We start from the raw sequence: 15,050 nt of genomic DNA, 5'->3' as shown, positions 1-15,050 counted from the left end.
GACACTATCTCATAATTCGATAGTGTCATTTTTTTGTTAAGTATTCGCGAGAAAAAGAAGTTGCTCTTTATTTGTCAAATAGTAAAGTGGCCAAGGTTTCATCTCTTTTGTATACGTCTTCATAGAAATGTACAATGCCGTCATCACTCACCCAAGCGGTAAAATAACCAATATAGACTGGGATTTTATTTTTAAGCGTGTACCAGTATTCCTCTCCGCTGTTCATGGCAGTTTCTATTTTTTCAGGATTCCATTTTTTATCATCCTTCATTATCATGGCAGCAAGTTCTTTTGGTTTGGCCACACGAATACAACCGTGGCTAAAAGCGCGGTCTTCCTTACTGAATAAACTTTTGGATGGCGTATCGTGTAAATAAATCGCGTTAGAATTAGGGAATAAAAACTTTACTAATCCTAATGAGTTTTCTGGTCCGGGTTTTTGTCTCACATAATCATCTTTCCACTCCATATCATGTTCAGCCAAGTAATTTGGATTATTTTCTATGGCTGGAAGAATTTCTTTCTTAAGGATACTTCCCGGTACATTCCAATAGGGTCTAAAAACAATATATTTCATAGGTGCACTGAAAATAACGGTTTTGTTCATGGCTTTTCCCACGACTACTTTAGAGCGTAATTCAGGTTTTCCATTTCTAAAAAAAGTTAACTCATAGGCAGGAATGTTCACCACGATTAATTCTTTGGACTTAGTGATATCATTCGAAATCCATCGGCAACGTTCCATATTGACCATAATGGTTTTGATGCGATCAGCAACGGATACATTCATATAATTGATGTGTTCCGGCAGAATCGTTTTGTTGATGGTATTACCACTTCGCTTTTTATATTTTAAGATTCCGGTTGCTAATTCGTCATCATACCGTGCACTTTTAGAATCTCGGCTAAGATCACCGGTAATCAATAAACGAGTTCTGATTTGCGCAATTGTTGCGGCACTATCACCAGGTTTGTACGATTTGACATTTGGATCTAACGCAATGGTTTTCCATCCGCCTTTTTTTTCTATTTTACGGTATTCCTGCAAGACGTCTTTAAGTAGGTAATACTGTTTCAAAACCCCTTTTTCATCTTTGTTGATAAGCAAAGGATTGATTAACAATGAATCTAAATAATTGACATACGATTGTCTTTTACGAGGTAAAAACCACCCTAAGTCTTTGGTTTTTTGAGTACTGATCCCATCGTATACTTTATCAGCATAAAAAAAATACAAGGCAGAGCTTAATAACTCGGTATCAATAGTCGCTTTTTGATTATCTTCCGGATTATCATAAATGTCATCCAATCTTTCTTTATATGGAATTTCGGTTTCAATGCCTTCCTGACTCAAATTATTGACTTTGTTGTACAATAAACCGGCAAATTCATTCAGTCCATCTCTGTCAAACCAAATGTAATGAAATTGATGTTTGCGGTATAATTTTTCAACATCCCCTTGGTAACTTTTCAGTTTTGGGTATTTATCAAAAAAAGTGTTAATCTGTGTACTGTCAAAAGCAATTTCAACGGTATTTAAACTTATTTCCTTTTTAGCGGAATCTGTATTGTCTTTCTTTTTACAAGAAATGAGGGTTAACAGTATTGTAAACGCAATAATTAGTATTGGGGATAATAACTTTTTCATAGGTCAGGTTTTAATTCGTAAAGAATTGATTTAAGGCATTACAAAAATACGCCAATTTGAGTGTTGTACTACCAGTCTTGAATGCGTTGCCTTTTTGATAATTTTATTTTTAACGCTATTTTGTTTATAATTTTAAAAAAAATAATGAATTTAATAATTTGTAAATCAATGTTTTAGGTGTTTTTTTAGTATTTAAAAATAAAATATTTTCTATCAAATTGGTTTATTAAAATCCAAAAATTATGAAAAAAATAGTACTACTTTATGTAATTTTTTTACTGCTTTTAGCTTTTAATTGAATTGTTCGAGGGATTAATAAATAAAGAAAAAACGGATGTATTTTTTTAATTCTAATTAGTGACAATAAGAGGATAGTGGTTTTAATTTTTCGGAAAAGGATTTATTGTTTTTTGTTGAAAATAGGATTTAATTTCAATTTAACTTTAGGGATAAAAATAAGAAACTGAAAGATCTAAATTGTAGAAAACCAGTTTTAGACCCATTCATTTCATAAACGAATGTTTTAAACTATCTTTATTTTAAATATACAGAGCGCGACATGAATCAATTTTTGAAGAATATAAAGACATATTTTAAAACGGAGCGATTAAGAAAAACAATAAAGAAAATTGTTGTTTTCTTTGTGGGAATAGTTGTGGTTTTTCTGATATCTTCTGCGGTTTTAGCGCTATATTTTAATAATAACAAAGTAGAAATCATTGCCCAAATCAATGCTAAAATCAATGAAAATATTACGGGTACAATCGATATTGGTGATATCAAATATAAATTTTTAAAGGGATTCCCCAATATGACTTTGGCGCTAAATCAAGTAGAGTTGAAAGACAGTTTATGGGCCGTTCATAAACGTACATTACTCAAGGCGGAACAAATCGAGATTCGTGTCGATCTGTGGGACTTGCTTTCAAATGAGATTAACATAGATAAAATAGAAATTCAGCAAGCCACGTTGTATTTGTTTAAAGGGAAAAACGGAATCGTCAATACCGCTATTTTTAGACCCCAACCCAAAGGTGAAAAATCTAAAAGTTCCACCACTTCTTCTCTCAATGAAGTTGTTTTAGGTCAAGTTCATTTTATTTCTGAAAATCAAGTAGGAAAGAAGTTATTTGATTTTGATATTATTGCTTTAAAAAGTAAAATAGATTTTGACCAAGGCAACTGGAATACCAATATTTATTTGAAAACGTTAGCCAGAAATATGGCTTTCAATACACAAAGAGGAAGTTTTATCAAGGACAAAATTATTGAAGGCGTTTTGGGAGTTGACTTTTCAAGCCAGAAAAACCAGGTCAGTATCAATACGGAAAATCTCGAAATAGGGAAAGAACGGTTTGATATCAACGCGCACTTTAGTTTGGAGAAAAGCAAGTCTCCTTTTGATATTTCCATTAAGACAACTATTCTATGGAAAGACGCTTCGGAATTGTTGAGTGCTAATATCAGCAGCCGAATCAATCAATTTGACTTGAAAAAGCCAATACCTGTTGGCTGTACGATTGTTGGCGATATGAATGCGACAGGTGACCCTGAAATTGTGGTAACTACAAAAACAAAAAATAATGAACTCAAGATACCAGACGGAATCATATCCGACTGTAGTTTTGAAGCCAGTTTTACCAATCAATATGAAAAAGGCGCTGGGTGTAATGATGTTAATTCTACAATAACAATTACGAATCTTTCGGGGAAATACAAAACGATTCCTTTTACAATCCCAGTAGGGATTATTTCAAATTTTGAAAAGACAACTGCGGCGGGAAGTTTTAAATCAGATTTTAATGTATCTAGATTGAATCAGGTAGTTACTAAAGATTTCATCCATTTTTCTGATGGTCAGGCTAAGGTAAATCTGGAATTTAAATTTGACATTTTAGATTTAAAAATACAAAAACCGTTATTCACGGGAAATGTAGCCGTTAGAAATGCAACAGTGAATTATGGTCCACGGAATTTAACTTTCGTAAAAACAGACATTCAGCTTGATTTTACAGAAGAAGCACTTTTGATAAAAAAAATTAATTTTAAAGACCGCCGAAATACGGTTTTTATGGAAGGAAAAATTGATAATTTTCTGACTTTGTATTATGATAATCCAGAAAAAATGATTGTAAACTGGGATATTTATGCTCCTTTTCTAGATGTGAAACAGTTTGTGGGGGTTATTACCAGTCCGGGTCAGAAAAAACAGCAAAAAAAGAAAATAAGCGCCGATTTTTCTCAAGAACTCTATTCTGTAATTAATAAATGCCAAGTCGTATTAAATATAAAGGCAGATAAAATGGTCTACAGTAAACTAGAGGCTACTACTGCTAAAGCCACAGTTTTATTGGTTAATAATCAGTTAGTAGTAAAAAATGGCTGGGTTCAGAGTTCAGGTGGAATAATTTCTTTTGACGGAAAATTGATGCCAAAAGGAGATCTTTTCTTTTTGGATGCTACTGCTAAAATTAATCATGTAGATATTGCTCGCTTTCTTACTTCGCTGAATAATTTTGGGATTCAATCCTTTAAGCCAAAAAACATTAAAGGGCTTCTGAACGCTTCGGCATCGCTGAAAGGAATACTGCTTTCTGGAGGACAATTAAAAACAAATTCACTCTCTGGGCATGCAACATTTGATGTAAGTCAAGGTGCTTTAATCGATTTTGAACCTATTAAAAATATTGGTAAGTTCGCTTTTCCTTTTCGGGATGTTAACAATATTGTGTTTAGTGATTTGTCCGGTAACTTTAAAATAAACGGGGACTTAGTCTATATTCCTAATTTGAAAGTCAGCTCCAGTGTTTTAAATTTAGATGTAAACGGAGTTTATTCGTTCAATAGAGGGACAAATCTGGCTATGACAATTCCGCTGAGAAATCCAAAAAAGGATGAGTTCATCACCGATAAAATAGAAAGAGCTGAAAAGCGCAATAAAGGAATTGTGTTGCATCTACGGGCTGTTGACGTAGATGGAAAAATAAAAATAAGATGGAATAAAAACCATGAATAAATATCTGAATCAAATGAAAAAAATACTGGCAGTTCTTATCGTTCTCACTTTTTCCGGATGCAAAAGCATGATAGAAAATCAAACAGTTTCAAAAGCAAATATCAATTCCACACTTGATTCCTGGCACAAAGCCGCAGCAGAAGCTAATTATAATGCCTATTTTGCTTTGATGGCTGATGATGCAGTTTTTATTGGTACGGATGCAACAGAGAATTGGAATAAAACTGCTTTTCAAGCGTATGCAAAACCGCATTTTGATAAAGGGAAAGCATGGAGTTTTACCACTTTGGAACGTCATATTTATTTTGAAAAAAGTGGCGAAACTGCTTGGTTTGATGAATTATTGAATACCCAGATGAAAATTTGTCGAGGCTCTGGCGTTATGGTAAAAATTGGTAACGAATGGAAAATAAAGCATTATGTTTTGTCTATGACTATTCCAAATGAAAACTCTGATGAAGTGGTAAAAGTTAAAACATTAGTTGAGAATGTTCTAATAAAAAAACTTCAATAGTGGCTCAAATTACCTCTAAATTTAGAATTTTAATTTAGGTGTTCTAAAATAATAATAAAAAACCCTAAACAAATAGAAAGGTAGTTGAATTGAGGTTTTATTTGCTATTTTGATTCTCCCATACGATCTATTTGTAGCAATATAAAAGTTAATATTGCTGTATTTAATGAAACTTTAGGAGGGAATATTCGTTTTTAATAGTTAATAAAGTTCAAGCTTTATTTACCTTTTTAATGAAAAGTGGGATTTATATTCTTTAGTAACATTGTTTTCAGTGTAGGATATAGAAAACCAATAATCATCCGCTGGGAGCGCATATCCATTATAGGTTCCATCCCATCCCGAGCCATTCGGTAAAAGTTCTTTTAACAGTTTTCCATATCGATCGAAAATATATAATTTAAAATTTTCTTCATTTGGTATTCCAAGTATATTCCAAGTATCGTTAAATCCATCTCCGTTTGGAGTAAAAAATCGAGGGCTATTTATGAATCTGACGACTAAGGGGTTTGTTATTGTTCCACAGTTTGCATCAATTACGGTTATTTCATGAATTCCGGAAGTTACATTGTTAAATATGTTACTCATTTGGGGCGTTCCTCCATCTAAGGAATAAAGAAAATTACTTCCATCACCTATAAATGGGACTGCGTTTATGGTTATGGTTTGATTGTCAGTAAACCATCCACTGGTTGTAAAAGTCACAGAGGCTGGTTTTGAGGATTCAATAACGGTAAAAGCTACGCTCTCTGATGTACAGCCCAAAATAGACAGATCAGTAACTTTTAGCGTGTAATTCCCGGGCTCATTTGTTGAAAAATTCTCAGCTGTACTGACTAAAGTTCCATCCTCAGTCTCCCATTCAAAGGAGTATTTAGGTGCGGTAAAGCCGCTTACAATATAAGAATCAGTTGTGGTACCTGTATCAATATCAATACAAATGGGAGGAACGCTGAGCATTGGTTTTGGTTTTTCAGTAATAATAATCACCATGGAGCTTTCTGCAGGACAAATTACCGTTGCTGGTGTACCCGTTTCTGCATACGCGTAAATAGTTGTTGAAACAGTAATGAAATCGCCTGGAAATTTTTCAGTATTATTGTTTCCTGGACCACCAGAGTTTAGAAAGTAGCTGCTAATTGGAGCAGCATAGGGTGGGAGCTCATAGAATTCACATCTTGTTGTACTACTAATTGGGGATATTATTGGGCTAGCATAAATGGTGACAAGAAAAGGATCTTCATCAATGCAAGACACTCTATTGTTGTTTTTTACATATACATAAAGTGTTGTAGTAGCGGTTATAGGAGAGTAGGGCGGTAGTAATTCTCTGCCTGTCCCGTTGGGACCATTGGGAGCTGTATAATAACTGCCCATACCTACTATGGCTGGTAAGTTGAAACTGTTACAAGCATATTGATCTTCTATGTCATTTACAAAAGTAACTAAAACAGTTATGCTGTATTCTGAGACGCAGCTGTTAGGTGCAACAGCAGCTGCATAAACATAAATTGTTTTTGATGTTGTCAAAACCGTGCCTGCAGGTAAGATAGGGTTTGTAGATGATGGACCACCGGCAAACTCATAATATTCTCCGTTTTTTAAATCATCAAGAATATAACTCTGACCACATCGAATAACTTCAACTGGTTTTGCATCGACCAACGGTGATTTATTAATAGTGATCAGGAATTCTTCTTCTACAAAACAAGGTCCTGTAGTGGCTTGGTTGTAGAAATACATAGTTTGAGTAGTGGTTACAGGATATCCAACGGGGCGAAGTTGCCCAGTTCCTTGAGGTCCCGTGAAATAATTGCCGGAGTGAGATACAGGAGGTAAATAATATACATCACATTGTGGAGTTGTATCTGGTATTACCGGTAGGGGTGTAATGTTTATGGTAACGGTAAATTGTGCGTTATCGGTACAGTTTTGCCCTGTAACATAATACCAAAGCGTTGTAGTCGCAGTAATAGATGTGCCTGCAGCAACAAGAACGCCACCACCTGCAGGAGCAGTTCTATATTCTCCAATTGTTAATGTAGGAAGAATATAGGTGGAACAAGAGTTTACATCCGTTGGAGGATTAAGACTAGGCAAGCCAATAAGAATTGTAAGTATTCTTTCAGAAGCACAGTTTTTTGGGGTTGTATTGGTTTCCTTGAAAATATATAGAGTTGTTGTAGTAGTTATAACTGTTCCTACAGGGATCATTGGAAGCTCTTTTTCGGGTCCTGAATAATAGGTGCCTCCATTTGGATCTAGAGGAACGGTGTATGAGTTGCAGTCAAATTGGATTGGATATTTAGGAAGGCGAGTAAACGGAATTATGGTTATTTCAAACGCGCTTTCTTGAGTACAAGAGGGCGTAACAGTGGTGTCTTCAAACCAAATGTATAAAATATTTTGGCCTGCGGTATTTATAACTGTCCCTGGTGCCAATTCTGTGTTTCCAGGAGTATTGGCTCCTCCACTGCGGGTAAAATATCTTCCATACGGCAATGCTGGAAGCTCGTATTCAGTGCAATAAAAGGATTTTTCGGGGGTAATATCACTCAATTTTACAATAGTGATATTAAAAGAGTCTTCATTGGTACACGTTCCTGATTGATTGAAAACATATAAATTAGTTGTCGTACCAGTTATGACATTTCCAGCAAATAATTGTGTTCCAGTTCCATTACTTCCGGTCCAATATTGTGCCCCTGGATTTCTTAAGGCAGGTAAAGTATAGGATGTACATACAAATACGTCATCCAGCAGATCTACAGTTGGTAATGGATTTACAATCAACTTAAAACTAGTAACAACAAAACAATTGTTATCTGAAATATTTTGTAATCGAACCCATAATGTTGCGCTGGGAGACACTAATTCGTTACCCGAATTTAGAGTTACCCTATTGGTATTATTGTTCGCTCCTGTTAATGTAGAATGAACGGAAAGTAAGTTGTACGTATTGCTTTGGGAACCTAATATGGAAGCAATGTTTGTGTTAAGGTTAAAAGTAGCTATTGGAGGTGTTTCAGAAAAATTTCGAGCACATTGGGATAGGTCAACTGGAATTGAGGCAATTATGGGAGAAGGAACAATCTGTAACTGAAAAGACCTAATTTCATAGCATAAGGTAGTCGGATTTTGAATTCTTACAAAAATTGTTTTTCCATTCTCAGCATTCGAAATGGTATGAATATTGGATATTGGAGCGGTATTGCTAGTAGCTGTTGCATTAGTAAGATGGTATGATATTTTAGTAGTTACTGGTAAATCATCTAAAGCACCAGTTGCAGTAGTAGATTGATCAATACCAGCTAAAATGATTGTACTGTTTTTATTTAAATCGAAATCATAGGATGGCGCTCCAGCATCACAGGTGTAAATGGTAGGCACCGTTTGTATTACTCCAATTTTAGGGTAAATTTCTAGAATAATTTCATCGGTAACTTCAATACATCCAGGTTCTTTATAAGAGACACTAAAAGTATGGATCCCAGAACTTATCATTGGAAATAAAGTGTTTAGGTCTAATGTTTCCCCAGTTTGTGCTGGAGAAATTCCCATGTTTTCTTTTTTCCATACAAAGGTAGTGCCAGGACTTAAACCCCTTGCAGATAATATGGGTAAAGTACTTCCTGGACAAATTGCAGAATTGTTTGCTTCGGTATAATCCAAACCTAGTACATCTTGTCCAATGTTAAAACTATTAGCCTCTAAAAATATAGCAGAATCATAGCCCGTATTGTTTCCTCCGTCAGCAATAACTAATTTTATGCGGTAAACGTGATTGATATTTAAGCCAGTTGCAGAAGCTATCATTGAAATGGTTTGTCCGTTGAAGTTTATAGCAGGACCAAATCCGTTGCTGTTAAAAGCACCAAAATAGCTTGGATTGGCAGAAGGACAATTAGCATTGTAAGTGTCATCTCTTATCGTTTCTACTGAAACGGGTAGGTTGGTGTTAGGAATTACGGCTAAATTTACTGATGTGCCCCCGGCAGTAACATCTTTTAAAAGAAAGGCAAATGCATCAGAGAAATTACATTGGGAGGTTCCATATTCTTCTGACACAAATAGAAAAGAAAAATCAAAATTGGGTGTTTTTGGTTGGAAATCAAATTCTATATAGCTGGCATTTATAGAATTAATAGTTATTCCAGACTGAGAAAGTAAATTAGCTTCAAGATCTGAGTCGCCCAACCATGCAGAAGTACCATCACTTAGGATGTTAGTATTTGGTCCTGGGATTTTAGTGACATCTCCGGTACTCAAAACTACACCATTGGAAAAGGGGAAACCAGAATTTGTGTTTTCAAAATACCCTATTCCGTTTGAAGATCCAAATGCTATTCCTGTTCTGGAAGTTATATTCGAGCCTAGAACACAAGGGGAATTTATTAACACCTGATTTATTAATTGGTCAATCGAGTACTGAGTGGTACTAACTGTTATTGACTGCGAAAAACCAGTGTGAAAAACTATCAACAGTATGAAAATAATTATTTTTTTCATGGCCTAGGTTGTTAATTTCTGCATATCAAAAATAATCAAAATTGAATTAATAATTTAAAAAAACGCTGAAATTATGTTAACTCAAACTTAAAGACAGGAGGAGAGTAGCTTTTTTAATTTATTAGTGTTTTTAAGGCGTAATTGAACTCTTTTTATAAGCATATTAAGGAATTAGAATTATCTTTGCATTTTTAAATTTATATCATGACATTATCACAAATTCTTACGCCCTCCATAGAAAAAGCAGTGCACGCTTTATTTGATGTTACCATTGGTAAAGTTGAATTTCAAACTACACGCAAGGAATTTGAAGGGGACATTACATTGGTTATTTTTCCATTGTTGAAAGTAGTTAAAAGTAATCCGGTGGAATTAGGGAATAAAATAGGGGCTTACTTAGTCGAAAACTTGGCTGAGGTTAGTCGTTTTAATGTGGTTTCCGGATTTTTGAATATTGTCATTTCAGATGACTATTATTTGAATTTCTTCGGAAATATCAAAGACGTTGTGAACTTTGGTTTCGTAACACCAAATCCCGAGGATAAAGCGGTAATGGTAGAGTATTCTTCGCCAAACACTAATAAACCATTGCATTTAGGTCACGTACGTAATAATCTTTTGGGGTATTCAGTGGCGGAAATTATCAAAGCTTCTGGTAAAAAAGTATATAAAACCCAAATCATTAATGATAGAGGAATCCATATTTGTAAATCGATGTTGGCTTGGCAAAAATTTGGAAACGGACAAACGCCAGAATCCACAGGTTTAAAAGGAGATAAATTAGTAGGAAATTACTATGTTGCTTTTGATAAAGCATACAAAGAAGAAATAGCGCAATTAAGAAACGCGGGTAAAACCGAAGAGGAAGCTAAAAAACAAGCACCAATCATTCTCGAAGCCCAAGAAATGTTACTAAAATGGGAAGCTGGTGATGCCGCAGTTATGTCCCTTTGGAAAACTATGAACACCTGGGTTTATGATGGTTTTGCTACAACGTATAAAAACCTTGGTGTTGATTTCGATTGTTTTTATTACGAAAGCAACACGTATTTACTAGGAAAAGATGTCGTGCAGATTGGTTTGGACAGAGGTGTTTTTGAGAAAGACCCTGATGGTTCGGTTTGGATTGATTTAACCGAAGAAGGTTTAGATCGTAAAATTGTATTGCGTTCGGATGGTACTGCGGTATATATGACGCAAGATATTGGCACTGCGATTCAGCGTGTAAAAGATTATCCAGATGTAGGCGGAATGGTCTACACGGTAGGAAATGAACAGGATTATCACTTTAAAGTGTTGTTTCTTATTTTGAAAAAACTAGGTTTTGACTGGTCTAAAAACTTGTTCCATTTGTCTTACGGAATGGTAGATTTGCCTTCGGGAAAAATGAAAAGCCGCGAAGGAACGGTCGTCGATGCCGATGATTTGATGCAGGAGATGACGGATACAGCACAAAAAATTGCCGAAGATTTAGGGAAATTAGATGCTTATTCGCCCGAAGAAAAAGCTAATTTATACGGAACGATAGGTTTGGGTGCTTTGAAATATTATATTTTAAAAGTAGATCCTAAAAAACGAATCCTTTTTAATCCAGAAGAATCAGTTGATTTTGCTGGAAATACAGGGCCGTTTATTCAATATACGTATGCCAGAATCCAATCTATTATTCGTAAAGCCAATTTTGATTTTTCAAACAAATCAAAAATAACAACGTTGCACGAAAAAGAGAAAGAATTAGTGAAACAATTAGAGTTGTTTCCAGAGGTTATACAAAATGCAGCACAACATCACAGTCCCGCTTTGCTAGCAAATTTCACGTATGATTTGGTTCGGGAATACAATTCATTCTATCAGGCAGTTCCGATTCTTGGCGAAGAAGATTTAGAGCAGAAAATTTTCAGAGTTCAATTGTCTAAAAAAGTAGCAGATACTATTTCGGCTTCCTTTAAATTATTAGGTATTAGTGTGCCCGAAAGAATGTAATAATGGCATATTTTTTGCGTTAATTATTACTTAAATGATTTAAAGATACAATTATGAAAAAAATTCCAATTTTAGCTTTACTTGTACTTATAATAAGTTCTTGTACAAATGATTCCGCTTCAGAAGGCAATGTAACTTTGAAAGCCTCTGCGGTGTCTACAACAGGTAAGACCTCTCTAACTGCACGTACGGCTGCCTCTACAGTAGTTTTGACTGATTTTAGGATTAATATTGGGAAGATTAAATTTGAAACCGATGTGGAAGACGCGATGTACGGTATGGATCCCAAATATGATGACGTTAAACTTGAGGGGCCTTTTTTATTGGACTTGCTTGATCCAAACCTAACGTTAAGTCCATTTATTACTTCTGTAAATGTTCCGAATGCGAGATATGAGGAAATCGAATTTAAGTTCGAAAAATCTACTTTAGTTGGTGAAATGAATGGCAAGACTTATTTGATTAAGGGAACCATAAATGGGAAACCATTTATTATTTGGAGCGATAAGGATGCCGAACTTGAATTGGATTTTGACGACCATAATAAAGATTTTACAATAAATAGTAATGATATTTCTTTAAACATTAAAATACATCTTGATGCTTTAATGAATAAACTAGCAACTTTGGCAAACCAAGGCCTATTGTTAGATACCGATGGAGACGGAGTTATCGAAATTAGTACTGGTAGTGATGATAGTCACAACGATATTGGGGATTTCATAAAAGATTTACTAGAACAGGAAACAGATTTAGACGATAGAGATTAATCTTCAGTTTCATTGATTTCATAATAAAAGAGGCTATCTGAAGAAGACAGCCTCTTTTTATTTATAATACTATTTAAACTTCAAAATCAAATGCTTAAATTTGCGCCTTAATTAAAGAGAAAAAAATTATGTTCGATAATTTAAGCGATAAACTAGATAAAGCCTTTCATGTACTTAAAGGTCACGGAAAAATCACCGAAATAAATGTTGCCGAAACATTAAAAGAAGTTCGAAGAGCCCTACTTGATGCCGATGTTAACTTTAAAATTGCTAAAGAGTTCACTACTAAGGTTAAAGAAAAGGCAATTGGACAGAATGTATTGACAACTCTTCAACCTGGTCAGTTATTAGTGAAGTTAGTTAAAGATGAACTGACAGAATTAATGGGAGGTGATGTCGCAGGAATTAATCTTTCCGGCAATCCAACGGTTATTTTGATGGCAGGTTTGCAAGGATCTGGAAAAACTACCTTCTCCGGAAAACTAGCAAATTATTTGCTTACAAAAAAGAACAAGAAACCATTATTAGTTGCGTGTGATATATACCGTCCTGCGGCGATTCAACAATTATATGTTGTTGGAGATTCTATAGGAGTTGAGGTATATTCAGAACCAGAAAATAAAAATCCAGTTGAAATTGCTCAAAATGCAATCAAACATGCTAAAGCTAATGGATTTAATGTGGTGATAGTCGATACAGCGGGGCGTTTGGCAGTCGATGAAGAAATGATGAACGAAATAGAACGTGTTCATAAAGCTATCGAACCGCACGAAACATTGTTTGTTGTCGATGCAATGACAGGTCAAGACGCTGTAAATACGGCCAAAACCTTCAACGAGAGATTAAATTTTGATGGTGTTATCTTAACTAAATTAGATGGAGATACCCGTGGAGGAGCTGCAATTTCGATTAAATCGGTTGTTAATAAGCCAATCAAGTTCGTAGGTACAGGGGAGAAGATGGATGCAATTGATGTATTCTATCCGATTCGTATGGCCGAAAGAATTTTGGGGATGGGAGATGTTGTGTCTTTAGTAGAAAGAGCCCAAGAGCAATTCGACGAAGAAGAGGCACGAAAGATCCAGAAGAAAATTGCCAAAAATGAATTCGGTTTTGATGATTTCCTTTCTCAAATTCAACAAGTAAAGAAAATGGGTAATATGAAAGACTTGGTAGGAATGATACCAGGTGCTTCTAAAGCCATGAAGGATGTAGAGATAGAAGACGATGCATTCAAGCATATTGAAGCAATTATTCACTCTATGACACCAGTTGAGAGAAGTAAACCAGCCTTAATTGATGTGAAAAGAAAGGCAAGAATTGCTAAAGGTTCTGGAACCAAAATTGAGCAGGTTAATCAATTAATGAAGCAGTTCGATCAAATGAGTAAGATGATGAAAATGATGCAGGGACCAGGAGGGAAAAACTTAATGAAGATGATGGGCGGAATGAAAGGCGGAATGCCAGGAATGAAATAAAATGAGTAAAAAGCCGAAAGTCTTAAAGTTGTAATGATTTTAAGACTTTCGGCTTTAATATATTAAACCCAATAACAATGCAACTACTAGACGGAAAAAAAACAGCGGAAGATATTAAAAGTGAAATAGCTGTAGAAGTACAAAAAATGAAAGACAATGGGGAGAAAGTTCCTCATTTAGCAGCCCTAATTGTTGGAAATGATGGTGCAAGTTTAACTTATGTAGGGAGTAAAGTAAAGGCTTGTGAAAGAGTAGGTTTTGAATCTACTTTAGTAAAAATGCCAAGTACTACTACTGAAGTTGAATTGCTAAAGAAGATTAAGGAATTGAATGAGAATGATAACATTGATGGATTTATCGTTCAATTGCCGCTTCCGGAACAAATTGATGAGCAAAAAGTATTGATGGCGGTAGATCCAAGTAAAGATGTTGATGGATTTCACCCTGAGAATTTTGGAAAAATGGCTTTAGACATGACAACTTTTATCCCTGCAACTCCGTTTGGAATTTTAGAATTGTTAGAACGATACGGCGTAGAAACTAAAGGAAAGCATACTGTAGTAATAGGACGTAGTCACATTGTGGGAAGACCTATGAGTATATTGATGGGAAGAAAAGGTTTTCCTGGAAATTCAACCGTAACTCTGACTCACAGTTATACTAAAAACATTGAAGAAATTACTATTCAGGCTGATATTATTATTACGGCTCTTGGTGTACCAAATTACTTAAAAGCAAATATGGTGAAAGAGGGAGTTGTGGTTATTGATGTAGGTATTACTCGTGTACCAGATGAAACGAACGAGAAAGGATATGTAATCACCGGTGATGTTGATTTTGAGCAAGTAAGTAAAAAATCATCATTTATTACTCCGGTTCCAGGTGGTGTAGGACCTATGACCATTGCGATGTTGTTGAAAAATACGCTTTTGGCTAGGGAAATGAAAAGAAATAAATAAAAAAATAGTTTTTGATTGAAAGCCTTAAATATACCATTAAGGCTTTTCTTTTCTTAAAAAACGATTAAAATTCTGATAATAGATATTTAATTAGAATTTAAAGAATACTTTCGCAGCACTAAAAAATTACCTTTAAATGGACGATTATTATTCGGAAATGTTAAACTAATATA

8 protein-coding genes are annotated in these 15,050 nt (G+C 34.9%); 6 read left to right on the top strand and 2 right to left on the bottom strand.

Going from position 1 to position 15,050, the window contains the following annotated elements; translation table 11 throughout:
- Positions 1–67: 67 nt before the first annotated feature.
- Positions 68–1,648 (bottom strand): L,D-transpeptidase family protein, encoded by a 1,581-nt coding sequence (locus tag AC0608_RS00830; protein WP_478287797.1) that lies wholly within the window; start codon positions 1,646–1,648, stop codon positions 68–70.
- 559 nt (positions 1,649–2,207) lie between these two features.
- Between AC0608_RS00830 and AC0608_RS00825 the strand changes: the two genes are divergently transcribed.
- Positions 2,208–4,664, top strand: a complete 2,457-nt coding sequence (locus AC0608_RS00825) for an AsmA family protein (RefSeq protein WP_478287796.1) — start codon at positions 2,208–2,210, stop codon at positions 4,662–4,664.
- Between the two features lie 13 nt (positions 4,665–4,677).
- On the top strand, positions 4,678–5,178 hold the full coding sequence (locus AC0608_RS00820; RefSeq protein ID WP_478287795.1) for a nuclear transport factor 2 family protein: 501 nt from the start codon (positions 4,678–4,680) through the stop codon (positions 5,176–5,178).
- A gap of 222 nt (positions 5,179–5,400) precedes the next feature.
- On the opposite strand, the gene AC0608_RS00815 is transcribed toward AC0608_RS00820, so the two are convergent.
- Complete coding sequence (locus tag AC0608_RS00815) at positions 5,401–9,687, bottom strand: T9SS type B sorting domain-containing protein (RefSeq protein ID WP_478287794.1); 4,287 nt, start codon at positions 9,685–9,687, stop codon at positions 5,401–5,403.
- 204 nt (positions 9,688–9,891) lie between these two features.
- On the opposite strand from AC0608_RS00815, the gene argS reads away from it, so the two are divergent.
- The 4 genes from argS (at position 9,892) to AC0608_RS00795 (ending at position 14,877) form a co-directional block, all read left to right on the top strand.
- Positions 9,892–11,670 (top strand): arginine--tRNA ligase, encoded by a 1,779-nt coding sequence (gene argS / locus AC0608_RS00810; RefSeq protein ID WP_478287793.1) that lies wholly within the window; start codon positions 9,892–9,894, stop codon positions 11,668–11,670.
- Positions 11,671–11,723: 53 nt separating this feature from the next.
- Complete coding sequence (locus AC0608_RS00805) at positions 11,724–12,440, top strand: hypothetical protein (RefSeq protein ID WP_478287792.1); 717 nt, start codon at positions 11,724–11,726, stop codon at positions 12,438–12,440.
- Positions 12,441–12,568: 128 nt separating this feature from the next.
- Positions 12,569–13,918, top strand: coding sequence for a signal recognition particle protein (gene ffh / locus AC0608_RS00800; RefSeq protein WP_478287791.1), 1,350 nt, complete (start codon positions 12,569–12,571; stop codon positions 13,916–13,918).
- A 77-nt stretch (positions 13,919–13,995) separates the two neighbouring features.
- On the top strand, positions 13,996–14,877 hold the full coding sequence (locus AC0608_RS00795) for a bifunctional 5,10-methylenetetrahydrofolate dehydrogenase/5,10-methenyltetrahydrofolate cyclohydrolase (RefSeq protein WP_478287790.1): 882 nt from the start codon (positions 13,996–13,998) through the stop codon (positions 14,875–14,877).
- Positions 14,878–15,050: the final 173 nt, after the last annotated feature.

The sequence above is a fragment of the Flavobacterium sp. GNP008 genome, assembly GCF_056428965.1.
The sequence above is the reverse complement of the archived record's forward strand: the minus strand, read 5'-3'. Positions and strand labels throughout refer to the sequence as shown.